Consider the following 25404-nt stretch of genomic DNA (forward strand, 5'->3'; position numbering starts at 1 on the left):
GGGTACCATCATGACTAGCCCGAACGTATCTACCGATCTGAGCAACAAATTCGCCCTCGACGTCAAGGACATGGGCGGTTTGAAGCAGTCGGCGCGTGCCAATGATCCGGCTGCGCTGAAGACGGCTGCGACCCAGTTCGAGGCCATGTTCGTGAATATGATGATGAAGTCCATGCGCGACGCCACGCCGCAGGACGGGCTGATGGATAGCCAGACCACCAAGACGTTTACCTCCATGCTGGACCAGCAGACCAGCCAGAATATCGCCAAGCGCGGCATCGGCCTGTCCGACATGCTGGTGCGCCAGTTATCGCAAAGCAGCCAGCAGCAGGCGCTGGCCATCGGCAACGATGGCACGGCCAGTGCTGCTGCCGACGGCAGCGGCGGCAGCTTCGGCGGGCTGGCCAGCCTGATGGATGCGCGCCTGCAGCGCGCGATTGCAGCCGCAGGCGGTCCCGGCACGGGCTCGGTGGACGATCACAGCGCCGTACCAGCCACCACTACCGGTTCCGGCGCCGAGCATGTGCGCAAATTCCAGCAGAAACTCGGTGCAGCAGCCGAAGAGGCCAGCCGCAGCAGTGGCATCCCGGCCAAGTTCATGCTGGGCCAGGCGGCACTGGAAAGCGGCTGGGGCAAACGTGAAATCAAGGGCCGTGATGGCAGCAACAGCCACAACCTGTTCGGCATCAAAGCCAGCGGCGACTGGAAAGGCAAGGTGGTGGAAGCCACCACCACGGAATATGTAAATGGCAAGGCGCAGACCAGGGTAGAGCGCTTCCGCGCGTATGACAGCTATGCCGATTCGTTCAAGGATTACGCCAAGCTGATCGCGACCAATCCGCGCTATGAAAAAGTGCTGGCCAGTGCCGGCGATGCGACCCGCTTCGCCCAGGGCCTGCAAAAAGCGGGTTATGCCACCGATCCCCATTACGCGACCAAGCTGGCGAGCATCATCAAGCGCTCGCTGGCCGGATAAGCGCGTTAATCAAGTTTGACGCCGGCTTGCCGTAAACGACACCATAGAGAGTAATCCATCATGTCCAGTCTCCTCAGCATCGGTACTAGCGGTCTGTTGTCGGCGCAAGTAGGCCTGTCAACCACCGGCAATAACATCACCAACGCTGGTGTGGCCGGTTACAGCCGTCAGGTTGCCATCCAGGTTGATTCGTCCACGCGCGACGAAGGCTTCGGCTTTGTCGGCAGCGGTACGGAAGTGGTGGCCGTGCGGCGTTTTTACGATAATTTCCTGGCTACCCAGTTGCGTGGCGCAGAAGCCAGCCAGGCGTCGCTCGATGTGTATAACAAGCAGATCGCGCAGGTAGATAATCTGCTGGCCGATCCTACGGCCGGGCTGTCGCCTGCCCTGCAGGACTTCTTCAATGGCGTGCAGGATGCGACCTCGAATCCGGCGTCGGCCGCGTCGCGCCAGGCGCTGCTGTCGAGCGCCGGTTCGCTGACCTCGCGTTTCCAGGGACTCAGTGCCCGGCTGACGGAAATCGGTGCCGGCGTGAACAACCAGATCGCCTCGATCACCACGGAAATCAATTCCTATGCGCGCGAAATCGCCAACCTGAATAACGCGATTTCCGGCCTGAGTACGGATGGCAAGCCGGCCAACGATTTGCTCGATCACCGCGACCAGTTGCTGACCGAACTCAACAAGCTGGTCAAGACCACCGTGCTGAACGGACCGAACAACACCATGACGGTGGAAATGGGGACCGGCCAGCCACTGGTGGTCGGTACTACGGCATTCCAGCTCGGTACGTCGAACTCGCCGACCGATGTGGCGCGCGTAACGCTGGGCTATCAGGCCGACAATGGCTCGTTCAGCCCGCTGCCGGAAAGCGTGTTCACGGGGGGGCAACTGGGCGGCCTGCTGGAATTCCGCAATGGCGCACTGGACCGTGCGCAAAATTCGCTGGGTCAGGTAGCGGCCGGTCTGGCCGTCAGTTTCAATGCCCAGCATGTGCTGGGTCAGGACCAGAATGGCGATCTGGGCCAGCCTTTCTTTGGCCCCATCAATGCCTACGTGGGGCGTAACAACCATAATTCGAAAGCCAGTACGGCCGATGTGACGGCGGTGGTGAGCGATGCCAGTGCGCTCACTTCGAGTGACTACAGCGTCGATTTTGACGGCAGCAATTTCAATGTCACGCGCAAGAGCGATGGCAAGATTACCCAGATTAATCCCTTCCCGCAAACCAAGCCGCAGACCATAGACGGGGTCGATTACACCATTACCGGGATACCGCAAACGAAGGATAATTTCCTGGTCCGGCCTACCTATATGGCAGCCAGCCAGATGTCGGTGCAGATCGTCGATCGCAGCAAGATCGCGCTGGCTGCACCTATCGCGACGGCGGCGCCGACCACCAATTCCGGCACCGGCAAGATTACCGCCGGCACGGTCGATGCCGCTTATCTGGCGCCCGGCGCGGCACTCACGGCGCCATTGACGCTGACCTACGATAAGACGGCCGGTACGCTGTCGGGTTTTCCGGCCGGGCAGGATGTGACGCTGACGCTGAATGGCAGCAGCACGGTGTATCCGGCCGGCACGCCCAGCATTCCTTACACGGATGGCGCCACGATTAGTTTTGGCGGGGTCAATTTTGCCATCAGCGGTTCGCTGGCCGATCAGGATAAATTTACCGTCGGCCCCAATGTGAGCGGGGTAGGCGACAGCCGTAATGGCGCGCTGATGGCCGCTTTGCAAAGCAAGAATGTGCTCGATAACGGCAGCGCCACCTATCAGACCACCTATGCGCAGATGGTCAACTTCGTCGGTAATAAAGCGCGCGAAGCCCAGATCAGCAATACCGCCGCAGATGCGGCGGTCCAGCAGGCAACCAACCAGCAGCAGAGCGTGTCCGGGGTCAATCTCGATGAGGAAGCTGCCAATCTGCTACGCTATCAGCAAGCTTATCAGGCTGCCGGTAAAGTGGTGCAGATGGCCAGCACCTTGTTCGATACATTGCTCAGTCTCAGGTAACTCAGGTCTTTATCTTAGGTAATCATCATGATTATGCGTATTAGTTCGAAGACTATCTTCGACGTCGGCGTCAACCAGATCGGCTCCTTGCAGAATGCGGTGTCGCGTACCCAGCAGCAGCTGTCCACGGGACGTCGCAATCTGACTGCGGCCGACGATCCTATCGCGACGGCGCGCGCGCTCGAAGTGACGCAATCGCAATCGATCAATACCCAGTTGGTGACCAACCGCGCGAATGCGCGCAGCATGCTGTCGCTGGAAACCGTGGCACTGGCCAGCTCGACTTCGATCCTGCAGGATATCAAAACGCTGACCGTCAACGCCGGCAATGGCGGCATGACGCAGAAAGACCGCGAATCGCTGGCGGTAGAGCTGGAAGGCCGGCTGGCCGACCTGCTCGGCCAGGCCAACTCCTCGGATGGCGTGGGCGGCTATGTGTTCTCTGGCTATAAATCCACCACCTTGCCATTTACGCCCACGGCTGCGGGCGCCGCCTATCAGGGCGACCAGGGGCAGCGCGAATTGCAGGTCGGTTCGACCCGTAAAGTGCCGATCAGCGATTCCGGTTCGTCCGTGTTCGAAAACAATATCACCGGCAACGGTACGTTTGTGACCAGCCCTGATCCCGCCAATTTTGGTCGTGGCGGCTCCGGCATCATCAGCCCCGGTTCAGTCAAAGATGCAACCCAGTTGACCGGGCATAATTACCAGATCAATTTTCAAGTAGTGCCGGCCACCCAGGGCACACCCAAAGTCACGACCTATACGGTGACCGATCTGACCTTGAACCAGCCGGTGCCGGCCAGCCCTGTGCCGGCCGTGCCGCAGCCCTATGCCACGGGGCAGAGCATCAGCTTTGACGGCTTGCAGTTCGAGATCAAGGGCGATCCGGCTGACCAGGATAATTTCACGGTAGCGCCGAGTACGCGGCAGTCGGTATTTACCACAGTAACGGATCTGATTGCCGCCTTGCGTGCTCCGGGCGACGGTCCGGCCGGCCAGGCCAGCCTGAATAACAAGCTCAATCAGGCCCATATGAATATCGATAATGCCACCGATAATCTGCTGTCGGTGCAGTCGGCAGTGGGCTCGCGCCTGAAAGAGCTGGATTACCTCGATAGCTCGGGCGATGACTTGAACCTGCAGTACGCAGCGACGCTGTCGGACTTGCAGGATGTGGACACGGTCAAGGCAATTTCGCAGTTCACCCAGCAGCAAACCATGCTGGACGCCGCGCAGAAATCGTTTAAATCGCTGTCCGGCTTATCGCTGTTTAACTACATCAGCTAAGAGCTGAGCGCCTGCCGTTGCACAGAAGTCCAGCCCCGCGAGTGCGGGGCTGTTTTTTTGTGCGTTCAGGCTGTTGTTGCTGTGGCCGTCTATTTGGCGGCCAGTACGCCGGTCAGGCTGGCCGGATGGCGCCAGTCATCAAGCGCGCTGCTGGTGGCCGGACTGAGCAGAGCGGTGCTCGCGTCATACTGGCGCAACTGGGCGCTCAGGGCCGCGACCTGGCTGGTCAGCGCGCTGCTGTCGGCCGGCATGGCCAGGCTCTGGCCGGACGCGCTGCTGGCGACGCTGCTGGCATAGCTGCCGATGGCTTGCGTCAAAGCACTGGTATTGGCGGCGCGGCTGGTAAGGAACCAGACATCGGCCACTTGCCCGCTGCTGCCATCGCTGCGCGTAAAGCCCGAGCGCAAGCCTATCCAGTTATTGTTGTCCAGCTCGCTGACTTTTTGGGCAGCAAGGTTCAGGCTGGCAACCCCTTGTTGTGCCAGCGTCTGTAATTCGCTGGCCTGACTAATCCCGTCGCCATTCGCATCTATCCACAGCCGCAAGGCGCTGAACTGGCTGTCCTGCTGATCGATCACACCATCGTGGTTGCTGTCGAGCACGCCCAGTGCGGCAAAACCGTCACTCGCGCGGCCGCCATCGCTGCCCGCGGTGGCCGTGCCAAACAGCTCGCTGCCATCGTTGATCTGGCCATCCTGATTGCGGTCCATAACCAGCAAGGCGTCGCCGCCACCGACCCAGCCGGTATTGATGCGTTCACCGTCGGCATAGATATCGAACTGGGTGCCGGCTTCGATGCCGCTGGTACGGATGCCATTGCCGTCGAGGTCGAGTATCAGCGGGCTGCCGGCCGGCAGCACGGCCAGTTGGGCAGCAGAGAGGGCAGCGCGCTGGTCGACCGTGAGTGCGCATACCTGGGTCGAAATCATGGCCGCCACTTCCGTAACCGTGAGCGCGGCAATCTGGGCCGTGCCCAGTGCTTTGATCTGGCCCGCTTTGAGCGCACGGATCTGGCTGGTGGAGAACGCGGCCACCTGGGCCGTATTCAGGTTGGCGATGGTCTGCAGCGAGAGATTGGAGAGCTGCGCGGTGCGCAGCGCGCCGATCTCGGCACCATCGAGTGCGCCCAGTTGTTCCGAATTGAGCGCATTCAAAGCACTCACGGACAGTGCGCCCAGCAGGCTCAGATCAAGCGCAGCAATTTGTGCCGTGGTCAGCCCGGCCGACTGGGTGGCGCCGAGTCCGGCAATCTGGTTGCTGCGTATGCTGTTGATCAGTTCTGCCGACAGGCCATTGATCTGGTCGGAGCTGAAGCCGCCGAGCTGGGACGAAGTGAATGCGCCGAGCGAGCCCAAGGCCGTCAACTGCGTCGTGCTCAGGCTGCGTACCTGGGGCAGTGCCAGGCTGGCGATGGCTTTGCTGGACAGCGCGGCCACCTGGTTGCCGCTGAAGGCTGCCACCTGGGTGTTCTTCAAGCTTTGCAACTGCGCCGTACTGAGTGCCGCCACGGCCTCGATGCTGAGTGCGGCAATCTGGTCAGTATTGAGGGTGTTGACCACCATGCCACGGATTTGCTGGGTGGTGACCACGCCCAGCTGGTCGGTCGTCAGTGCGGCCATCTGGCGCTGCGTGAGCACGGCCAGTTGGGCCGAACGCAAGGTGGCGAAGTGGTCGAGATTAAGCGCTCCGAGCTGGTCGGTGCTGAGCGCGGCCACCTGGCCCGCGTTGAGCACGCCCAGCGTGTTGAGCTGGTTGATCTGATCCGTACTGAGCACAGTGATTTCGCTCGGCGTGAGGCTGGCGATCTGCTGCGAGCTCAGCGTGGCGAGCTGGGCCAGTGTCAGCGACTGGAATTGCAGACGGCTCAAATTGGCCAACTGGGCGCTGCTCAGGGCTGGCACGTCATCCAGTTCGATGGCCTGGATCTGATCCGTGCTGAGGCCGGCCAGCGCGGCCACGCTGATCGCACGTAGCTGGGCCGATGTCAGACCGACGATCTGATCGGTGCTGAACGCTTGCATCTGGTTTTTACTGAGCACGGCAATCTGGGCCGTTCTGAGGGTGACCATGTGATCCGCATTCAGCGCAAGTAGCTGGTCCGAACTCAGAGCCGCTACTTGTACGCTGCTCAGGCTGCTCAAGGTGCCGAGCGCATTCAACTGGCTGCTGCTCAGGGCCCGGGTCTGGTTGGTGGTCAGCGCCGTCAGTTCCTGAGTCGTCAGCGAGCTGAACTGGTCGGCACTGAGCTGGCTGATCTGGTCGGTCGTCAGCGATGCGAGCTGACTGGTCCTGAGCCCCGTCAAATCTTCCAGTTCGATGGCCACAATCTGGTCGCTCGACAGGCCGCGCAGCGCGGCCGTGCTGAAGGCTTGCCACTGGCTGCGCGTGAGCTGCTGGATCTGATGGGTATTCATGGCCTGCAGCTGGCGGCTGCTCAGCGCGCCAATCTGGGTGCTGGTGAACGCGGCCAACTGCTCATCATTGAGCGCCTGGATTCTATCCGTCGAGAATGCGGCGACCTGGGCGGTACCGAGCGAGCTCAAGGTGCCCAGCAGCAGGAACTGGTCCGGCGACATATAGCTGAGCTGGGTGGCGCTCAGTGCTGCCAGCTGGGCACTGCTGAGCGCCATCAGCTGGTTGCTGGTAATGCTGGTGATCTCGTCCGAGGTCAGCGCGCGGATCTGGTGGCTGCGCAGGGCGGCCAGGTCGACCAGCTCGATGGCCACAAACTGGTCCGTGCTCAGGGTGGCGATGCTGCGCGTGGACAGTGCGCGGAATTGCTGTTCCGTCAGATTGACGATCTGGTCGGTGCTGAGTGCGCGCACCTGGTTGGCGCTCAGATTGCTGATGGAAGCGCTGCTCAGATAGCCGATTTGTACAGTGTTCAAGGCCTGGATCTGATCGGTCGTCAGCGCCATGAGCTGGTTGCTGCGCAGGGCCGTGATATCAGCGACGCTGACGGCCTGGATCTGGTCAGTGCTGAGCGCCGCCAGTGCGCGCGTAGTGAGCGCCTGGAACGCGGCCGTACCGAGTGCCGCAATCTGGTCGGTGGTGAGGAACTGGGCCTGGCTGCTGTTCAGGGCCGCAATCTGGCTGGTGCGCAGGCTGGCCACCTGGCTGGCCAGCAGCGCTGCCAACTGGTCCGAATTGAGGACCTGGAACTGGGCCGAACCCAGTGCCGCCAGATTGGTCAGCGCGACCAGTTGATCGGTGCTGAGCTGGCTCACCTGGGCCGGGCGCAAAGCCGCCACTTCCTGGGTGGTCAGCACGGCCATCTGGTCAGTATTCAAGGCCAGTACTTGCGCACTGTTGAGTGCCTGCAACTGGGCCGTCTTGAGGGCCGTAATGTCGGCGATTTCGATTGCATTGATCTGGTCGCTACTTAGACCTCTGAGTGCAGCCGTGCTCAGCGCAGCGAGCTGATAGCCTTGCAGCGCCACGATGCCATCCGTGCTCAGCGCGGACAATTGCAGCGAAGACAGTGCGCCCAGTTGGCGCGTATTCATCAGGGCGATGTCGGCCGCACTGAGCGCTGCGATGCGGTCGGTCGACATGGCGACAATCTGCAAGGTGGAGTAATCGGCCAGATTCCCCATGGCGGCGGCCTGGGCGTTGCTCAGGGCGGCCATCTGCTGCTGGGTGAACGCACCTATGCTGGCGCTGCCCAGCGCATGCAACTGGTCAGTCAGCAGGGCTGCCATCTGGTCCGTGGTCAGCGCGCGTAATTGCAGCGTGGTAAGGGCGGCCAGATCGACCGCCTCGATGGCTTCGATCTGGTCGGTGCTGAGTGCGCTCAGCACGCTGCCGCTCAGCGCACGGATCTGCGCCGTCGTCAGCGCGATGATCTGGTCGCTGTTCAAACCAAGTACCTGGCGCGCGCCCAGCGCGGCCAGTTGTTTGGTACTGAGCGCACCCAGGCGGGCTGCACTCATGGACGCCAGCTGATCGCTGCTGAGTGCGCCAACCTGGGTGGTGGTCAGCGCGGTCAGGCTGCTCAGCGCGGCTATCTGATCGCTGCCCAGATAGCTGAGCTGGCGGGTGGAGAGGGCGGCAATTTCGGTCGTACTCAGGTTGCCATACTGGGCTGGCAGCAAGGCGTTCAACTGGTCGCTGGTGAGGGCGCGCAACTGATCCGTATTGAAGGCGACCAGTTCGGCAGCCGTCAGTTGCTGCACTTGATCAGTCGTCAGCGCGGCCACGACGGCGCTCGTCAAAGCTCGGACCTGGCTGCTGCTGAGCAGGCCGATCTGGTCAGTCGTGAAGAACTGGATCTGCATGCTGTTCAGCGCTGCGATTTGCCCGGTTTTCAGCGCCGCCACCTGGCTGGCCGACATCGAGATGATCTGGTCGCTCGACAGGCCGCCGATCTGGCGCGTACCGAGGCCGGCCAGATTACCCATGGCGGCAAACTGGTCCGTGGTAAGCACGCTGAGCTGGTTGGCGTTGAACGCCGCAATTTCCTGCGTGGTCAGCGCGCCCAGCTGGCCCAGAGTCAGCGCCAGTATCTGGTCGGTGGTCAGCGCGCTGATCTGGTTGCTGCGCAAGACGGCGATGTCGACCAGTTCGATAGCTGCGATCTGGTCGGTACTGAGTGCGGCCAGCAAGCTGGTGGCCAGGCCGCGGATTTGCGCCGTTTCGAGTGCTACCACCTGGTCGGTGGTGAGCGCCTGGATCTGTACGCTCGACAGTGCATTGAGCTGGTTGGTACGCAGCGTGATGATCTGGCCCAGACCCAGGCTGGCCAGCTGGTCGCTGGTGAGAGCGCCCACCTGGGCGCTGGTCAGCGGCACCAGCGTGGTCAGGCTGTCGATTTGCGATAGCGACAGCGCTGCAATCTGGTCGGTGCCCAGGCTGGCGAGGGTGCGGCTGCTGAGCGCGGCAAACTGGGGCGCAGTCAGCGCGGCCAACTGGGCGCTGTTCAGCGCCGCCATCTGGTTGGTGCCGAGCGCGGCCACATCGGCCAGCGACAGTGCAACGATCTGGTCGGTGCTCAGCGCTGCCAGCGTGGCGGCATTGAGGCTACGTGCCTGGGCGGTGCTGAGAGCGGCAATCGCTGCCGTGGTCAGGGCGCCGATCTGCTGGCTGGTCAGGCCGGCGATCTGGCTGGTTTTGAGCGTGGTAATGCGGTTGACGGCGAGGTTGGCAATCTGGTCCGTCGTGAGGGCGGCAATCTGGTTGCTGGTCAGCGGTGCCAGCGTGGCAAAGCTGGCCACCTGGTCGGTCGTCAGTGCCGCGATCTGGCGCGTGGTCAAGGCGGCGATAGCGACGGTGCTGAGCGCGCCGAACTGGGGCGCACTGAGTGCCTGCAACTGGTCGCTGGTCAGGCCGGTAAGCTGGCGCGTCGACAGTGCCTGCAGGTCCACCACTTCGATGGCGCGGATCTGATCGGTACTGAGCACGCCCAACTGGTCCAGGCTCAGCGCACGGAACTGGCCCGTCACCAGCGCCACGATTTCGTTGGTGGTCAGCGCTGCCACCTGGTCGCTGGTGAGCGAAGCCACCTGACGCGTGGTCAGGCCGGCCAGTATGGTCAGCGAGAGCGAGGCGATCTGGTCCGTTGTCAGGGCGGCGATGGCGTCCGTGGAGAAGCTGGCCAGCGAACTTAGCGCGGCCAGCTGGTCGCTGCTCAGCGCGGCTTTCTGGTCCGGCGTCAGCGCGGCGATTTCCTGCGTGGTCAGCGCCGTCATTTGCTGCGTGCTGAGGGCCACGATCTGGTCCGTATTCAGCGCGGCCAGTTGGCGCGTGCTCAGGCTGGACACTTCGGCTGCGCTGAGTGCGGCAATCTGCTGGGTCGCCAGATTGGACAGATTGTCCGCGCTGATGCTGCGGATCTGGGCTGTGGCCATGCCACGGATCTGGTCGGTGGTGAGCGCCAGTAACTGGTCGCTATTGAGCGCAGCCACCTGGCGGGTTTGCAGCGAACGCAAATCCGTCAGGTTGAGGGTGGATAACTGATCACTGCTGAGCACGGTGATCTGGCGTGTGGTCAGCGCTGCCAGCGTCGACAAGGCATCCAGCTGGCTGCTGTTGAGCGCGCCGATCTGGTTCAGCGTCAGCGCGGCCAGGCTGGCCGTGGGCAGTGCGCGCAACTGCTGCGTGCTCAGTGCCAGCAACTGGCTGCTCGACAGCGCGGCGATCTGGCGCGTGCTCATCGAAATCAGGTCGACATTGCGCAGGGCGGCCACGGCATCGCTGCTCAGGGCCGCGATGGCGCTGCTGTTCAAGGCCAGCACCTGGTCGGTCGCCAGTACATAGATCTGGTCGCTGCGGATGACGGCAGCCTGATCCGAATTGAAAGCGGCTAGCTGGCTCGATTGCAATGTGGCAAAGCGGGCCGTGCTCATTTGTTCGATCTGGTCGGTACTCAGCACGCTGATCTGGCGCGTGGAGAAGGCGCTCAAGGTCGACAGTGCGCCGAACTGGTCGGTGCTCAGGGCAGCTACCTGGTCGCTGCCCAGTGCGCGGATCTCGGCCGTGGTGAAGGCAGCCAGCTGGGCGGTGGTCAAGGCTTGTAGCTGGTCGGTGCCAAGCTGGGCAATCTGTACCGTACGCAACACCCGGATATCCCGCGTTTCGATCGCGGCAATCGCGTCGGTGGATAGCGCGGCCAGTGCGCTGGTGCTCAGTGCGACCAGCTGGGTCCCCGTGAGCGCAATGATCTGGTTGGTGGTCAGCGCCTGCAACTGCAGATTGGTCAGGGCACCCAACTGGCGCGTGCTCAGATTCGACAAATCGCTGGTCGACAGCGTGGCGATCTGGTCGCTGGTGAGCGCGCGCATCTGGCGCGTGTTCAAAGCACTCAGATAGCGCAATGCATCGATCTGGGCACTATTGAGTGCGCCCAACTGGTCAGTGGTCAAGGCTGCCGTGTCGGCCGAGGTGAGCGCGGCAACCTGGGCCGTGCTGAGCACGGCCACCTGGTCCGAGCCCAGCACGCTGACCTGATTCGGATCGAGCGCAGCCAGGTCGCGCGTCTCGATGGCTACCACCTGATCCGTGCTGAGCGCAGCGATTGCGAGCGAGCTCAGGCCATGGAACTGGCTGGCGCTCAAGGCCACGATCTGGCTGGTGCTGAGGGCCTGAATCTGGTCTGAGCCGAGCACGCGCAGCTGGCTGCTGGCCAGCGAGGCCAGATTGCGCGTCGACAGCGAGCTGAGCTGGCCCGTGGTCAGCGAAATAATCTGGTTGCTCGAGAAGCCGGCCAGCGAAGTCAGCACATTGAGCTGGTCGGTGGTGAGCACGCTGATCTGGTCAGTGCTGAGGGCACCGATCGCGCTGCTGCTGAGGGCCGCGAACTGGTGGCTGCGCAAGGCTACCAGTTGGTCGGTGGGCAGGCGCGCGATCTGGTTGCTGCGCAAGGCGGCAATATCGCGCGTTTCGATCTGGCTGAACTGGTCGGTGCTCAGGCTGGCCAGTTGGCTGCTGCCCATGTTGGCGAACTGGCTGACGCTGAGCCAGACGATCTGGTCGGTGGTCAGCGCCTGCAGCTGGTCGGGATTCAGGGCGGCCAGCTGGCTGGTGCTCAGGCTGGTGATGTCGCCGCTGTCGAGCGCCGTCATCTGGTCGGTGGTGAGCGCACGTAGCTGAGCACTGTTGAATGGCGTCAGCGTGCGCAAGGCGACCAGTTGGGCAGTGCTGAGTACGGCAACCTGATCAGGCAGCAGGGCGGCCGTGGCGGCCGTGCCCAGCGCTGCCATCTGGCCCGTGCTGAAAGCGCCTAGCTGATCGACGCTGAGCAAGCGGATATTGGCTGTGCTGAGCACGGCGACATCGCGGGTTTCCAGCGCCAGGGCCTGATCCGTGCTCAGGGCGGCCAGCATGGTAGTGCTCAGATTCGCCACCTGGCTGGTGGACAGCGCGACGATCTGGTCGGAATTCAGTGCCGCGACTTGTCCTGCCTGCAAGGCTGCCAGTGCGTTGCTGCTCAGCGTGGAGACGGTACGGGTAGTCAGGCTGCCCACCTGGCCCACGTTGAGGCTGGCGATCTGGGCACTGTTGAGCACGTTCAGATTGCTCAGCGCATTGAGCTGGTTGGTGCTCAGCAGTGGTAGTTGGTCGGTGGTCAGGGCGGCCACGGCATTGCTGCTGAGCACGCGCAACTGGTTGGTGCTCAGGCCCGCCAACTGGTCGGCGCGCAGCGCACGTATCTGGTTGCTGTTCAGTGTGACCAGATCAGCGGTTTCCAGTGCGGCGATCTGGTCGCTGCCCAGATAGTTGAGTGTGGCGGTGGCCAGCGCCGCCACCTGGATGCTGCTGAGCCCGGCAATCTGGTCGGTGCTCAAGCCTTGCCACTGGTCGGCATTCAGCACATTCAGTTGGCTGCTGCTAAATTGCGACAGCGCGGCTGTACTGAGCGACACCAGTTGATCCGTACTGAAGGCGGTCAGCGCCGAAGTGTTGAAGGCGCGCAACTGCTGCGCGCCGAGTGCGCCCAGCTGGTCGGTGCTGAGTCCGATAATCTGGTTGGAGCCGAGTACCGCCACCTGGTCGGAACTGAGCACGCGGACATCCGCCGTTTCCAGCGCTGCCACCTGAGTGGCGCTCAGGGTGGTGAGCTGGCGGCTGGTCAATGCCTGCATTTCGCGCGTACTCAGGGCGACCAACTGGTCACTGCTGAGAGCGGAAATCAGCGCAGTATTCAGGGCGGCTACCTGCTGGGGCGTCATGACCGGCACGTTGGCCGTGCTCAGACCAAGCAGCGCATCGGTGCTCAGTGCGCCTAGCTGCAAGGTGCTGATGGTGCGTACCTGGGCCGTGCTGAAGGCAGCCAGCTGGTCTGAACTCAGAGCGGCAATATCTTCGGTCGACAGCAGGCCGATCTGGACAGTCGTGAGACTGACGATCTGGTCTGTTGTAAAATCATAAACGATCGAAGTCATTGCCTAATTCTCCCTCGGTTCCCATGATACGCCCAAAATTGCCGCATGGAAACCAAATTTCACCTGCTGGTCATCGTATTCGCTATGGCCTAGGTGCAGCCAACGGTGTTACTGGCGGCGGTCGCTGGGCCCAGGTCCGCGGCATGAGTCGCGCCCGCTCGATACCATCCAAAAACCAGTTTTGCACCGGTGTGGCCAGATACGGGAGAGTCATCGCCACCACCAGCAAACCTACTCCTAACGTGATCGGAAAACCGATCCCAAACAAATTCAACTGCGGTGCTGCGCGGGTCAGAATCCCCAGCGCAACGTTGGTAATTAATAAAGCTGCCACGATGGGCAGCGATAGCTGCACACCGGTGCTGAAAATCCTGCCGCCCCAGTCTGCCAGTTGTTTGAAGCCGCCGCCGTACACGGGCACTGCAGCAATGGGCAAACTGTAAAAGCTTTCCACCAGTGCTGATAACAGCACCAGGTGGGCATTCACGGCCAAAAACAACATGGTCGTCACCAGCGCCAGAAACTGGCTGATGGCAGACGAGCGTCCCTGCGTATTGGGGTCGAAAAACGTGGCAAACCCCAGCCCCATGGTCAGACTGGAAATTTCCCCAGCCATTTCCACGGCGGCAAACACGATGCGCATACTGAAACCCATCGCCACGCCTATCAACATTTCTTGCACAACAATTAACAAACCGGCATACGACAACGGATCGCTGGCCGGCATGGCCGGCACGGCCGGCGCCACCACCATGGCGATCAGCGTACCGAGGCTGATCTTGACGCTGGCCGGCACCGCCGAGTTGCCAAACAGCGGAGCAGCCGCCAGCAATCCGAGGATGCGCGTCAGCGGCCACAGCAGCCCAGCTATCCACAGGTTTATATCGGCAGTCGAGAAGGAAATCATGAGGGTTGCCCAGCTATTTATTTCCGCAAGGCATATTTAACTTAGCCCACCAAGCCCGGTATGCCGCTGAATACTTCGCGCATGTAGTCGAGCATGGTGGCCAGCATCCATGGTCCGGCTATCACCAGAGCCACAAAGATACCAACCAGCTTGGGAATAAAGGACAGGGTGGCTTCGTTAATCTGGGTGGCTGCCTGGAAGATACTGACGATCAGGCCGATCACCAGCGCCACCAGCAGCATCGGCGCCGCGATCATCAGCGTGACTTCCATCGCATGGCGGCCCAGTGTCATGACGCTTTCCGGGGTCATCGCGCGCTCCTAGTAAAAACTCTGGGCCAGCGAACCCAGCAATAGTTGCCAGCCATCGACCAGCACGAATAGCATCAGCTTGAAGGGCAGCGAAATCACGGCCGGCGACATCATCATCATCCCCATCGACATCAGCACGGATGCCACCACCATGTCGATGATCAGGAAAGGAATAAAGATGGCGAAGCCGATCTGGAACGCGGTTTTCAGTTCACTGGTAACGAAGGCCGGCACCAGTATGCGCAGCGAGACATCTTCCGGTCCCTGCAGGGCGGGACTGCGCGAGAGCTTGACGAACAGGGCCAGGTCGGCCTGGCGCGTCTGTTTCATCATGAAGGCTTTGAGCGGGGCAGCGCCCTTGTCCATGGCCACGCTAAGGTTGATGCGGTTTTCCTGCAAGGGCAGATAGGCTTCCGTATAGATCTTGTCAAACGTGGGACCCATGACGAAGAAAGTCAGGAACAGGGCCAGCCCGACCATGACTTGATTGGGCGGCGACGATTGCGTACCCAGCGCCTGGCGCAGCAGCGACAAGACGATGATGATGCGGGTAAAGCAGGTCATCAGCAGCAGCGCGGCCGGGATGAAGCTCAGCGCCGTCATCAGCAGCATGGTCTGGATAGGCAGCGTGTAATTGGTGCCGCCGCCCGGTGCCGGGGTGGCCGTCAGGGCCGGTATGCCTATGCTCGATTCGGCCCCGGCCAGCAATGGCAGGCTGAGCGTAGCCAGTAGCAGCACGGCGCGCGCACCATGACGGCGCAGAAGGGAGTTATTTGCCATGGCGTTGTTCGATGGTCTGTTTCAGCCATGCGGCGAAATTCGGTTTGGCGGTGCTGTCCGGGTTGGCTTCTTCCGGCGGCAGTTCCTGCCGTGGCAGCGTGGTCAGCGCATTCATGCGGCCGGCCGAAGCGCCCACCAGGACCCATTGTTCGCCCACTTCCAGCAGCAGGATGCGCTCGCGCGCGCCCAGATTGAGGCTATCGACCAGCTTGATATGGCGCTGGCTGCCCGTCAGGTGCTTGGGACCGAAGCGTTTCAGCAGCCAGGCCAGGCCGACCAGTACGGCCAGCACGAACAGCAGGGCCATGGTGGTCTGCAGCAGGCCGCCACTGCTGGTGGGCGCCGGTGCCGGGGTGGGAATGGTCATGGCCAGCGGGCCGGGCGGGGCGGCGACACTGGCAGCCGGCGCGGCAGCACTGGCCGCCAGACCGGCAGCAGGGGCGGCGCTGGCCGTGGCGGGTGCAGGCTGGGTGGTTTCGCTGGCGGCCGCCGCAGCAGCGGGGGTAGCCGCGCTGCTAGCCGCTGCAGCAGCAGGAGTACTGGCGGCTGCGGCGTGGGCGCTGGCGCCATGCTGGCCGCCTATGGTGCCGGAAACGCGGTGCTGGGCGATTGCAGGCGCGGCGGCCAGAGCCGCCGCGATCAGGAGGGTGAGAGTCAGGCCACGCTTCATTTATTGAGTTTTCGGATACGTTCGGACGGCGTGATGATGTCGGTCAGACGGATACCGAACTTGTCGTTCACCACCACCACCTCGCCCTGCGCGATCAGACAGCCGTTGACCAGCACGTCCATCGGTTCGCCGGCCAGACCGTCGAGTTCCACCACCGAACCCTGAGCCAGTTGCAGCAGGTTCTTGATGGCGATCTTGGTACGGCCCAGTTCTACCGTGAGCTGGACGGGAATATCGAGAATGAAATCGATATCGTTATGGGTTTCCGTCTTCGGCGCCGTGTTGGAAAAATCCTTGAACACGGCAGCACTGGCCGCCTGCGCCTGGGCTTTTTCCGCCGCAGCCGCTTCAGCCTGGGCTTGCTCGGCGATGGCCGCGCCCCATGGATCGTCGTCCATAGGCTGATCGTCTTGATTATCCGACATGCTTCTCTCCTGTATTGCGGTCACCGGCCACGCCGGTCTTATTTGATGTTATCGGCATTGGCCAGCAATTTCTCTACTTTGAGTGCGTACTGGCCATTCATCACGCCGTAGCTGCAATCCATCACGGGCACGCCATCGACGGTGGCCGCTACCAGTTCCGGGATGTTCAGCGGGATGATGTCGCCCACGCGCATATTCAGTATTTCGTCGAAATTCACCTTGGCCGTGCCCAGCGTGGCCACCAGTTCCACTTCGGCGATCTGGATCTGCTGCGTCATCAGGCGGATCCAGCGTTTGTCCACTTCCAGTGCCTCGCCCTGCAGGCTCGAGGTCAGCGAATCGCGGATCGGTTCTATCATCGAGTACGGCATGCAGAAGTGGATCTGGCCGGACACGGAACCCAGTTCCACCGTGAAGGTGGACGCCACCACCACCTCGTTAGGGGTGGCGATGTTGGCAAACTGGGTATTCATTTCGGAACGGATGTATTCGAACTCGACGGGGAATACCGGCTCCCATGACTTGGTATAGGCTTCGAACACGATGTCGAGGATGCGCAAAATGATGCGCTGCTCGGTCTGGGTAAAGTCACGCCCTTCGACGCGGGTGTGGAAGCGGCCATCACCGCCGAACAGATTGTCCACCAGCAGGAATACCAGACCCGGATCGAACACCATCAGGGCCGTGCCGCGCAGCGGCTTCATGTGCACCAGATTCAGATTGGTCGGCACCACCAGATTGCGGATGAATTCCGAATATTTGGAGACGCGTACCGAGCCGACCGACACCTCGGCGCTGCGGCGCAGGAAGTTGAACAGGCCGACGCGCAGCAGACGGGCGAAACGTTCATTGATAATTTCCAGCGTAGGCATACGCCCACGCACGATGCGCTCTTGCGTGGCAAGGTTGTAGGTGCGGACGCCCGCAACATCTTCCTGTGCCGCGACATCGTCCTGGTCGCCGTTGACGCCCTTTAACAGGGCATCGACTTCTTCCTGGGAGAGAAAATTATCAGCCATGACGGTTAGACTACTCTGTGATTACTGGATGATAAAGGAGGTGAACAGCACGTCTTCGATTTCCTGTGGCGCGCCACGGTCTTCGAAGGGTTCCTTGAGCTGGGCGATGATTTCGCGTGCCAGTTGCACCTTGCCTTCGGGCGACTTCAGATCTTCCGCGTGCTTGCTCGACAGCAGCAGCAGCATGCGGCTACGCACTTTGGCCATATTGTCCTTGACCGTCTTGCTCTCTTCGGGACCGCTCACTTCCAGCGTGAAGGCCAGTTGCAAATACTGGTCGCCGCCGCCTTCGCCCGGTTGCAGGTTGACGGTGAACGGTTCGATCACCACATATTCCGGTGGACCGGCATGGCCTTTTTTCGAGGCCTTGTGCTTGGCCTTGGCTGGTGGTTCCTCTTCTTCCTCATGGGCGGCATCGGCGTTTTTCGCATGCAGGAAGTACCAGGCAGCACCGCCGCCACCGCCACCGAGCACCAGCAGCAGTGCCACGATGATGATAATCAGTTTTTTACTGCCACCGCCCGCAGCGGGTGCGGCTTCGACTTTCGGCTCGGCTTTCATTTTAGGATTCGCTTTCAAGTTGCTTTTCTATCACGGAAAGTGGTTCATCCCGTCATTATGTCATTTTCACCTGTCCCTGAGACAGCACAAGCATGGAAAAGCAGGGCAAATTACGGTGTGTTCGCTGTTTCCCTAGTGTAACAGGTCGCCGTGGCGACGCGTAGGCTGGCTGCTTCAGGCAAAGGTATCGACGGCGCCATCGGCCACCCGTCGTGCCGGGGTGCTGCGCGCGGTTTCGCTACGCGGGGCTTCGCGCTCGTTGCGCGCCGTGCCGCCATGGCCACCGCTGGTCGAGCGGCCGGAGTCGCTCTGGGCCGCGCTGGCCTGCTGGCTGAAGCTGTTGCCTTGATCTGACATACCGGCCGACACGCTGGCATTGCCTAGCTGTATGCCCGCTTCACTCATCATTTCCTTCAGCTTGGGCAGCGCCGATTCGAGCGCCTGGCGTACTTCCGGCTGCGCCGACGTGAAGGCCGCCGTGGCTTGATCCTTATTCACGCTCAAGACCACTTGCAAAGGACCGAGGTCAGGCGGATTGAGCTCCATGGTGGCGCTCTGCTCGCCGCCGGCGGCCATGAAGATGATTTTCTGCCCCAGTTGCTGATCCCAGGCCGGAGTGCCGACGCGGCTGCTTAGTTTATCGACCGGCACATTGCTGAGTGCCGTCTTGGCCATGGCCATGCTGCTCTGGGCATTGCTAGCCGCCTCAATCGCCGGAGCAGCTTCCTTGGCGGCTGGCGCCACTTCGCTGCTGGCCGCGCGCGCCGGGCTGGCCGCGGCCGCATCGGCCAGCGTGCTGGCAGCGGTCGTGGCTGCATGAGCCGGCATGTTGGCAGGCTCAGCTTTGAGCGCAGGCGTGCTGGCGGCATCCGTTGCGCTGGCGGCAACCGTCGGCTTGGCCGCGGCGGTGTTGCTGACGGCCGTCGTGGCCGTCGCCTGGTCGGGCACAGCGATGTCGCTCTCAGTCGGGGCAGTCTGAACCACGGTGGCGCTGCTGCTTAACGGTAGTTTCGTACTGCTGGCGGGTGCCGCGTCAGGCATGCTGGTCGCGGACCCGGCCTGCACAAGGGTTTGCTGCATCGTGCTGGCAAAATCGGCCTGGCCAGTGCTGGCTGCGCTATCAGCCGGTGGACTGGCAGCGGGCGTCGTTGCCACACTCGCTACGCTGCTGCTCGCGGCGCTGGCTAGCTGACTAGCTGGCGTGACTGTCTGACTATCGCCCGTATCGGCTGCGGCGCCCTGGACGGTAGGCGTGGCCAGTGGCGCGAGCGGCACGTCCTCGCTGCTGGCGCTCGCGAGCGCCGGGGCCCATGCGGTGGTCGCCGCTGCCAGCACGGGCGCGGCGGCAGTATCGGCCGGGCTGGCGGCATCCTGCTGCGTGACCTGCGCACTAACCAGGTTCAGCTTGCTGTCCAGTGCCGGCGCGGAATCGCCGGCACTGCTGTTATCGGCGCTGACCGGCTGGTTGAACGCAGCCACCAGTGCCAGCATCTGGGCCATAGGGTCGGTTTGGGCGGCAGCCTGGGCATCATTGCTGGCCACGTCGGTGCTATGGTCTGCCGTGTTGCCGTCCTGTGCCGCTGCACTGGCCTGGCTGCTGCTGGCCGGTTGCGGCGCGGCGCTGGCACTGGCATCGCTGGGGCTGCTGGCAGCCTCGGCTGTACTAGCGCTCGTGCGCTCAGCCTGACCGGCGGGCTGGCTAGCGGCCTTGCTGCTGCTCTTGCTGGACGGGGCGGCGGGGCTGGCGCTGGCCGGCTTGGCGGCTTCATTGGCGCGCGCGACGTTGCGATTCAGCGCGGGGCGTTCGCTGCCCTTGGCGGCGCTGCTCGCAGCCGGGCTGCTCACCTGACGCTGATCCATTTCCCGCGACAACGCCCGCTGGAACGTGTTCTCGCTCTGCAGATTCAAATTGACTCTGGGAGCGGCTGCGGCATTGGCATTCAGCGTAGGGATTTGAATATTCTGGGTTTGCATGTTCGCGCCATCTCAGTTGGTTGCGGCTAGCGTTTGTAATACGCTTGCCGTGCTGCGTGTTCATCCATCAGCTTCTGGTCGCGCTTGTTTTCAAGCTTGAGCGCTGCCGCATCGGCCCGGTCATTTAAGGTGGAGTAGGACATGCGCTTGCGCTCACTGGCCTGCCAGGCGGCTTTCTCCTGTTCGGCGCGGTACTCAGCATGTCTGATCATCTCCAGCTGTCCTTTGACGGCCGTGTCGAGCTTGTCCATAAACGCTTGAAAATTCCGATAAGCCATGGGCGTGATGCCGGCCGCCTGGGTAGCGTGAAAACGTTGCACGTATTCTTCACGATAGCCTTGCAGCATCTGGTGCTTTTGTTTGGCATCCTCGACCGCCTTCAACGCAACCCCGAGGCGTTTTGCCGCCTCGTCGGTTTCGCGCTGGGCCAGACCCATCAGTGTTTCTAATTGCGCTTTTGAAGCCATGATGCATCAATTATAGGAGGGCAGCCGGCCCGCCCATCAGTCGAATAGAGAGGTAAGTTGCCCTAAGCTCTCGCCCATGGTCACCCGTTCGGTGATCTGCTGCTGGAGGAAATGCTCGATGCGTTCGTGTAGCTGGATAGCCTGGTCGAGCACGGGATCGCTGCCGGCGGCATAGGCGCCCACGCTGATCAGGTCGCGGCTACGTTCATAGCGGGAAAAGAGTTGCTTGAGGCGGCGGGCCTGATGCTGGTGCTCGGCGCTGGTAATGCCATGCATGGCGCGGCTGATCGATTGTTCGATGTCGATGGCCGGATAGTGGCCCGCTTCGGCCAGCCGGCGGTTGAGCACGATGTGGCCGTCCAGAATCGCCCGGGCCGAGTCGGCAATCGGGTCCTGCTGGTCGTCGCCTTCCGTCAGCACGGTGTAGAAGGCCGTAATCGAGCCGCCGCCCTGTTCGCCATTGCCGGCCCGTTCGACCAAAATCGGCAGCTTGGCGAAAACGGAAGGCGGATAGCCTTTGGTGGCCGGTGGTTCGCCGATGGCCAGTGCAATTTCACGCTGCGCCATGGCGTAGCGGGTCAGCGAATCCATAATCAGCAGCACGTTCAAGCCCTGATCGCGGAAATGTTCGGCAATCGCGGTGGAATAGGCTGCGCCCTGCAGGCGCATCAGCGGCGGCGTGTCGGCCGGCGCGGCCACCACCACCGAGCGTGCCAGGCCTTCCTCGCCGAGAATCTGTTCGATGAATTCTTTCACCTCGCGGCCCCGTTCGCCGATCAGGCCAACCACGATGATGTCGGCTTCCGTGTAGCGTGCCATCATGCCCAGCAGCACGGATTTACCCACGCCGGAACCGGCGAACAGGCCCATACGCTGGCCCCGGCCCACCGTCAGCATGGCGTTGATCGAGCGTACGCCCACGTCCAGCGTGTCGGTAATCGGCGCGCGGCCCAGCGGGTTGGCCGGGCGCGTATTGATAGGCGCGCTGGCGCTCGCGTTGAGCGGGCCCAGCCCATCGAGCGGACGGCCGGCACCATCGAGCACGCGGCCCAGCAGTTCCGGTCCCACCGGCAGGTGACGCGCGCGGTCGCTCGGACGGCGGCGCGGATGGGGCACGCTGCCCGGACGCGGGATGGCCGGCTCGACCGGGAACACGCGCGTGCCCGGCACCACGCCTTCCACATCGCTTTGCGGCATCAGGAACAGGCGCTCGCCTTCGAAACCCACCACTTCCGCTTCGATATGGCCGCCGGCCGGCAGCGGCACGGTGCAGGCCGCGCCGACCGCGAGGCGCAGCCCGACGGCTTCCATCACGAGGCCGGCCACGCGCGTGACGCGGCCGGAAACATGCATGGGCTCGACGAAATCGGCCAGCGTGGCGCAGTCGTGCAGATAGGCTTGCCAGCGCGCAGTGTGTGCATTGGCAGGCTGGTCAGCAGACCGTGCGGCCGGCGCGGGCAGGCTGGTATCCATGTCAGTCCAGCCAGCTGACATCTTTGCCCAGCGCATGGCTCAGGCGTTGCCAGCGTACGGCGGCTGTGGCATCGATCTGGTTGCTGGCCGTATCGACCTTGCAGCCGCCCCGGCCCACCTGCTCGTCTTCGACGATGCGCCAGCCATTCTGCTGCAGTTCTTCGCCTATGCCGGCGCGCACCACGGCCGCATCGTCCGGGTGCAGCATCAGTTCGGCCGGCTGCTGCAGCGAGGGCAGGTAGTCGACCGCTTCGCGCACCACGGGCAACAGCAGCTCCGGTTTCACGGGCAGGGCGGTTTTGAGCATATTCTTGGCCAGATGCAGGGCCAGTTCCAGCACATCGTTGGCAATCAGCTGGTCGGCCTGCTGCACGGCCGTGCCGAAGCTCTCTGCCAGCTTGTGCAGTTCGGCCAGCACGGCATCGGTGCGCTGCTGGCCGGCTTGCATGACCTCGGCATGGCCATCGGCATGGCCGGCCGTATGGCCTTCTTCATAGCCTTCCTGGCGCGCCTGTTCGCGTATGGCTTCCAGTTCTTCCACCGTGGGATAGCTCGGTGGTGGCGGAATCGGCGGGCCCATGTCTTCCTGCTCGCGCGCCTGCCGTTCCAGTTCTTCCTGTTCGTGCTGCTCGGCCGCCAGTTGCGCCGCTTCGGCGTCGCGCAGGCGCTGCTCGGCCTCGCGTTTGGCCACGGCGCTGGGGCGCTCGTCGCCGAACGAGGTCATTTGCCAGCGCTGGAAGGCTGGCTGGGGTGTTTTTACCGTACTGTTCATCAGATGAAGGAATCGTCGCCTTTACCACCGAGCACAATCTGGCCTTCATCGGACAGACGGCGCACGATCTGCAATATGCCTTTTTGCTGGGCTTCCACTTCGGACAGCCGCACCGGACCTTTGGATTCTAGATCTTCGCGCATCATTTCGGCCGCACGCGCCGACATGTTCTTGAAGATCTTCTCGCGCAGTTCGGGCGAAGCGCCTTTCAGCGCAATCACCAGCATGTCGGACTGGACTTCGCGCAGCAGCAACTGGATGCCGCGGTCGTCGATATCGATCACGTTGTCGAACACGAACATCTCGTCCATGATCTTCTGTGCCATATCGTTGTCGTAGTTCTTGATGTTATCCATCACAGAACCTTCCTGTTCGCCGCTCATGAAGTTGAGGATCTCGGCCGCCGTGCGTACGCCGCCCAGCGAGGATTTCTTGATATTTTCATTACCCGACAGCAGCTTGGTCAGCACGTCGTTGAGCTCGCGCAGCGCGGCCGGCTGCACGCCGTCCAACGTGGCTATGCGCAGCACCACGTCGTTGCGCAGACGGTCGGTGAAGTGGCCGAGAATTTCGCACGCCTGATCACGCTCGAGGTGGACCAGTATGGTTGCGATGATCTGCGGGTGTTCGTTGCGGATCAGCTCGGCCACGGATTGCGAATCCATCCACTTCAGCGATTCGATACCGGACGCATCCTTGCCGCCCAGAATGCGCGACAGCAGCACGGACGCCTTGTCGTCGCCGAGTGCCTTGGTCAGCACCTGACGGATGTATTCGTCCGAATCGAGGCCCACGGTGGAGGCGGCCGCCACCATGTCGCGGAAGTTGTCGAGTGTGCCCACCACGTCTTCGTGCGGCACGTTTTTCATGGTGGCCATGGCCGCGCCGAGCTTGAGCACTTCGCGCGGGCCGAGGAATTTCATCACTTCGGCCGCTTCCGTTTCGCCCATGCACAGCATCAGAATTGCTGCTTTCTGCAGTCCGGTATTCTCAGTCATTTGCGCCTATCCATTCCTTGATGATGTTGGCCACAATCCGCGGGTCCTCGGTCGCCAGTTTCTTCGCCATGGCCAGATTTTCGCGGTAGCTGCGCACCGTGTTTTCTTCCATGAGGCGCAGTTCTTCTTCGGCGATGAGCGCTTCGTTCGGACCTTCTTCCACTTCTTCTTCGGGTTCCGGTTCCGGCTCTTCCGGCTCCGGCTCGACGGCATTGAACTCGTCGATTTTCTTGAACACGGGACGCATCATCGGCTTGACGATGCGCAGCACGATGTACAGCAGGATCATGGCCGTGATGAGGAATTTGGCGAAGTCCTTGGCCAGCGGCAGGTTGGCCGGATCGCGCCACCATTCAGGCGGCTGCTCGTACGGACGATCCACGCCTTCGAACGGCGCATTGGCCACGCTGACGGCGTCGCCGCGGTCCTGGTTATAGCCCATGGCCTGCTTGACCAGATCGTTGATCTTGACCATTTCTTCCGGCGTATAGGCTTTCACCGTGACCTTGCCATCCTTGCCGACGATGCGCTTGTGGTTGACCACCACGGCCACGGTCAGGCGGCGCAGGCCGCCCATGCCGCGCTGCTCGTAGCGCACGGTCTTGTCGACTTCGTAATTGGTGGTCGATTCCTTGTGGGTGGGCCCTGTGCTGCCCGTGGTGCCGGTGGCGGCGCCCGGTGGCGTGCCCGGGGCCGGTGCCGTGCTGCCGTTGGCAGCAGTCTGGTTGAGCGGTGCCGTGGCCGTGCCCGGCGGCTGGTTGGACAGCGCGCCCGGGATGCCGTTCGGATTATTGCTGCCGGCGCTGCCGCTGGTTTCGCTGCTCTGCTGGCTGCGGATGGCGGAAGCGGCCGGTGGCGAATTCGGTTTATAGGTTTCGGCCGCCTGTTCGATCTGGGCAAAGTCCACATCGGCCGTCGCTTCGGCGCGCACATTGCCTTCCCCGACGATAGGGATGATGATGGATTCGACCTGTCGGATCACCTGCTGCTGCATGTCCTTGACATACTTGAGCTGGGTCTCGTTCATGTTCTTGGCGTTCTGATTGGCGTTGCCGTTCTTGTTCAGCTCGGAAATCAGATTGCCGGCCTGATCGACCACGGTGACGTTGGCCGGAATCAGCTCGGGCACGCTGGACGCTACCAGATGGACGATGGCAGCCGTCTGCTCGACGTTGATCATGCTGTTCGGACGCAAGGTCAGCAGCACGGAAGCGGTGGGCTTCTGCTGGTCGCGTACGAATACGGACGGTTTCGGCAAGGCCAGATGGACGCGCGCATTTTCCACTGCCGCCAGCGACTGGATGGAACGTGCCAGCTCGCCTTCGAGCGCGCGCTGGTAATTGACTTGCTCGAGGAATTGCGACACGCCCAGCTTCTGGTTTTCCATCAGCTCGAAGCCCACGCTGCCGCCTTTCGGCAAGCCCTGCGCGGCCAGCTTCAGGCGCACATCATGCACCTGATCGGTCGGCACGAGGATGGCCGTGCCATTGTCGGAAAACTTGTGCTTGATGTTGAGCTTGTCCAGTTCGGCCGTGATGGCGCCGCCGTCGCGGTCGGTGTAGTTGGAGAACAGCACGCCGTACTCGGGCGGCTTATTCCACAGGTACAGCCCGAACAGAATGGCGATCACTGCGGCAGCAGCGGCGGCACGGGCAAAGTTGCGTCCCAGCGGAGTCTGGAAGAACGATAGCTGTTCGCTAACTTCTTCGTCGCCAGTCTCGCTGGTGTTCTCGTTGGCTAGGGTGTCGGCTACGGCCATGATGATGGTTTTCCGGTACGGGGTTGGTGTGAGGATGAACGATTATTGCCTGTACGGTGAGATTTCAATCGGGCAAATAGAGCCTCGTTTTGGCCTCTGCTCGCAACTGTCGCTAGACTGTCGC

Annotated in this window: 17 protein-coding genes; 3 read left to right on the plus strand and 14 right to left on the minus strand. The window is 62.2% G+C overall.

Going from position 1 to position 25404, the window contains the following annotated elements:
• The first annotated feature begins 10 nt into the window (after positions 1-10).
• From flgJ to flgL, 3 genes are read left to right on the plus strand one after another with little or no spacing between them, the layout of a single operon-like run.
• Positions 11-976, plus strand: a complete 966-nt coding sequence (flgJ, locus tag GM655_RS03765; RefSeq protein WP_155433261.1) for a flagellar assembly peptidoglycan hydrolase FlgJ — start codon at positions 11-13, stop codon at positions 974-976.
• 60 nt (positions 977-1036) lie between these two features.
• Entirely contained in the window at positions 1037-2995 is a 1959-nt protein-coding gene (gene flgK / locus GM655_RS03770; RefSeq protein WP_155433262.1) for a flagellar hook-associated protein FlgK, read from the plus strand.
• A 27-nt stretch (positions 2996-3022) separates the two neighbouring features.
• Positions 3023-4285, plus strand: coding sequence for a flagellar hook-associated protein FlgL (gene flgL, locus GM655_RS03775; protein ID WP_155433263.1), 1263 nt, complete (start codon positions 3023-3025; stop codon positions 4283-4285).
• Positions 4286-4374: 89 nt separating this feature from the next.
• On the opposite strand, the gene GM655_RS03780 is transcribed toward flgL, so the two are convergent.
• From GM655_RS03780 to fliF, 14 genes are all read right to left on the minus strand, one after another.
• Positions 4375-13164: a beta strand repeat-containing protein gene (locus GM655_RS03780; protein ID WP_155433264.1), complete on the minus strand. Its 8790-nt coding sequence runs from the start codon at positions 13162-13164 to the stop codon at positions 4375-4377.
• Positions 13165-13246: 82 nt separating this feature from the next.
• Positions 13247-14071 carry a flagellar biosynthetic protein FliR gene (gene fliR, locus GM655_RS03785; protein ID WP_155433265.1) on the minus strand — a complete coding sequence of 275 codons (825 nt, stop codon included), beginning with the start codon at positions 14069-14071 and terminating at the stop codon, positions 13247-13249.
• A 41-nt stretch (positions 14072-14112) separates the two neighbouring features.
• Positions 14113-14382 (minus strand): flagellar biosynthesis protein FliQ, encoded by a 270-nt coding sequence (fliQ, locus tag GM655_RS03790; RefSeq protein ID WP_155433266.1) that lies wholly within the window; start codon positions 14380-14382, stop codon positions 14113-14115.
• A 9-nt stretch (positions 14383-14391) separates the two neighbouring features.
• The gene (gene fliP, locus GM655_RS03795; protein ID WP_155433267.1) at positions 14392-15162 is read right to left on the minus strand and encodes a flagellar type III secretion system pore protein FliP; all 771 of its coding nucleotides are present in this window, start codon (positions 15160-15162) and stop codon (positions 14392-14394) included.
• Complete coding sequence (gene fliO / locus GM655_RS03800; protein WP_155433268.1) at positions 15152-15832, minus strand: flagellar biosynthetic protein FliO; 681 nt, start codon at positions 15830-15832, stop codon at positions 15152-15154. Before fliO ends, fliP begins: the two co-directional genes overlap by 11 nt.
• A complete protein-coding gene (gene fliN, locus GM655_RS03805) occupies positions 15829-16257 on the minus strand; it encodes a flagellar motor switch protein FliN (RefSeq protein ID WP_155433269.1) in 429 nt (142 codons plus the stop codon). The genes fliO and fliN overlap by 4 nt, the downstream gene beginning before the upstream one ends.
• A 38-nt stretch (positions 16258-16295) precedes the next feature.
• Complete coding sequence (gene fliM / locus GM655_RS03810; RefSeq protein WP_155433270.1) at positions 16296-17276, minus strand: flagellar motor switch protein FliM; 981 nt, start codon at positions 17274-17276, stop codon at positions 16296-16298.
• Between the two features lie 21 nt (positions 17277-17297).
• On the minus strand, positions 17298-17837 hold the full coding sequence (gene fliL / locus GM655_RS03815; RefSeq protein ID WP_155434112.1) for a flagellar basal body-associated protein FliL: 540 nt from the start codon (positions 17835-17837) through the stop codon (positions 17298-17300).
• Positions 17838-18011: 174 nt separating this feature from the next.
• On the minus strand, positions 18012-19811 hold the full coding sequence (locus tag GM655_RS03820; protein WP_155433271.1) for a flagellar hook-length control protein FliK: 1800 nt from the start codon (positions 19809-19811) through the stop codon (positions 18012-18014).
• A gap of 26 nt (positions 19812-19837) precedes the next feature.
• Positions 19838-20278, minus strand: a complete 441-nt coding sequence (fliJ, locus tag GM655_RS03825) for a flagellar export protein FliJ (RefSeq protein ID WP_155433272.1) — start codon at positions 20276-20278, stop codon at positions 19838-19840.
• A gap of 36 nt (positions 20279-20314) precedes the next feature.
• Positions 20315-21751 carry a flagellar protein export ATPase FliI gene (fliI, locus tag GM655_RS03830; protein ID WP_155433273.1) on the minus strand — a complete coding sequence of 479 codons (1437 nt, stop codon included), beginning with the start codon at positions 21749-21751 and terminating at the stop codon, positions 20315-20317.
• A 1-nt stretch (position 21752) separates the two neighbouring features.
• Positions 21753-22523 (minus strand): flagellar assembly protein FliH, encoded by a 771-nt coding sequence (locus GM655_RS03835; protein ID WP_229632354.1) that lies wholly within the window; start codon positions 22521-22523, stop codon positions 21753-21755.
• Positions 22523-23521, minus strand: coding sequence for a flagellar motor switch protein FliG (fliG, locus tag GM655_RS03840; protein ID WP_155433274.1), 999 nt, complete (start codon positions 23519-23521; stop codon positions 22523-22525). Before fliG ends, GM655_RS03835 begins: the two co-directional genes overlap by 1 nt.
• A complete protein-coding gene (gene fliF / locus GM655_RS03845; protein WP_155433275.1) occupies positions 23514-25280 on the minus strand; it encodes a flagellar basal-body MS-ring/collar protein FliF in 1767 nt (588 codons plus the stop codon). The genes fliG and fliF overlap by 8 nt, the downstream gene beginning before the upstream one ends.
• Positions 25281-25404: the final 124 nt, after the last annotated feature.

Origin of the sequence: Pseudoduganella danionis, from assembly GCF_009720775.1 — a bacterium.
GTDB classification, from domain to species: domain Bacteria; phylum Pseudomonadota; class Gammaproteobacteria; order Burkholderiales; family Burkholderiaceae_D; genus Rugamonas; species Rugamonas danionis.

What these genes read in the sequence shown, in the direction of transcription:
- flgJ (WP_155433261.1), top strand. Translation starts at nt 11, where the DNA reads ATGACTAGCCCGAACGTATCTACCGATCTGAGCAACAAATTCGCCCTC.
- flgK (WP_155433262.1), top strand. Translation starts at nt 1,037, where the DNA reads ATGTCCAGTCTCCTCAGCATCGGTACTAGCGGTCTGTTGTCGGCGCAA.
- flgL (WP_155433263.1), top strand. Translation starts at nt 3,023, where the DNA reads ATGATTATGCGTATTAGTTCGAAGACTATCTTCGACGTCGGCGTCAAC.
- GM655_RS03780 (WP_155433264.1), bottom strand. Translation starts at nt 13,164, where the DNA reads ATGACTTCGATCGTTTATGATTTTACAACAGACCAGATCGTCAGTCTC.
- fliR (WP_155433265.1), bottom strand. Translation starts at nt 14,071, where the DNA reads ATGATTTCCTTCTCGACTGCCGATATAAACCTGTGGATAGCTGGGCTG.
- fliQ (WP_155433266.1), bottom strand. Translation starts at nt 14,382, where the DNA reads ATGACCCCGGAAAGCGTCATGACACTGGGCCGCCATGCGATGGAAGTC.
- fliP (WP_155433267.1), bottom strand. Translation starts at nt 15,162, where the DNA reads ATGGCAAATAACTCCCTTCTGCGCCGTCATGGTGCGCGCGCCGTGCTG.
- fliO (WP_155433268.1), bottom strand. Translation starts at nt 15,832, where the DNA reads ATGAAGCGTGGCCTGACTCTCACCCTCCTGATCGCGGCGGCTCTGGCC.
- fliN (WP_155433269.1), bottom strand. Translation starts at nt 16,257, where the DNA reads ATGTCGGATAATCAAGACGATCAGCCTATGGACGACGATCCATGGGGC.
- fliM (WP_155433270.1), bottom strand. Translation starts at nt 17,276, where the DNA reads ATGGCTGATAATTTTCTCTCCCAGGAAGAAGTCGATGCCCTGTTAAAG.
- fliL (WP_155434112.1), bottom strand. Translation starts at nt 17,837, where the DNA reads ATGAAAGCCGAGCCGAAAGTCGAAGCCGCACCCGCTGCGGGCGGTGGC.
- GM655_RS03820 (WP_155433271.1), bottom strand. Translation starts at nt 19,811, where the DNA reads ATGCAAACCCAGAATATTCAAATCCCTACGCTGAATGCCAATGCCGCA.
- fliJ (WP_155433272.1), bottom strand. Translation starts at nt 20,278, where the DNA reads ATGGCTTCAAAAGCGCAATTAGAAACACTGATGGGTCTGGCCCAGCGC.
- fliI (WP_155433273.1), bottom strand. Translation starts at nt 21,751, where the DNA reads ATGGATACCAGCCTGCCCGCGCCGGCCGCACGGTCTGCTGACCAGCCT.
- GM655_RS03835 (WP_229632354.1), bottom strand. Translation starts at nt 22,523, where the DNA reads ATGAACAGTACGGTAAAAACACCCCAGCCAGCCTTCCAGCGCTGGCAA.
- fliG (WP_155433274.1), bottom strand. Translation starts at nt 23,521, where the DNA reads ATGACTGAGAATACCGGACTGCAGAAAGCAGCAATTCTGATGCTGTGC.
- fliF (WP_155433275.1), bottom strand. Translation starts at nt 25,280, where the DNA reads ATGGCCGTAGCCGACACCCTAGCCAACGAGAACACCAGCGAGACTGGC.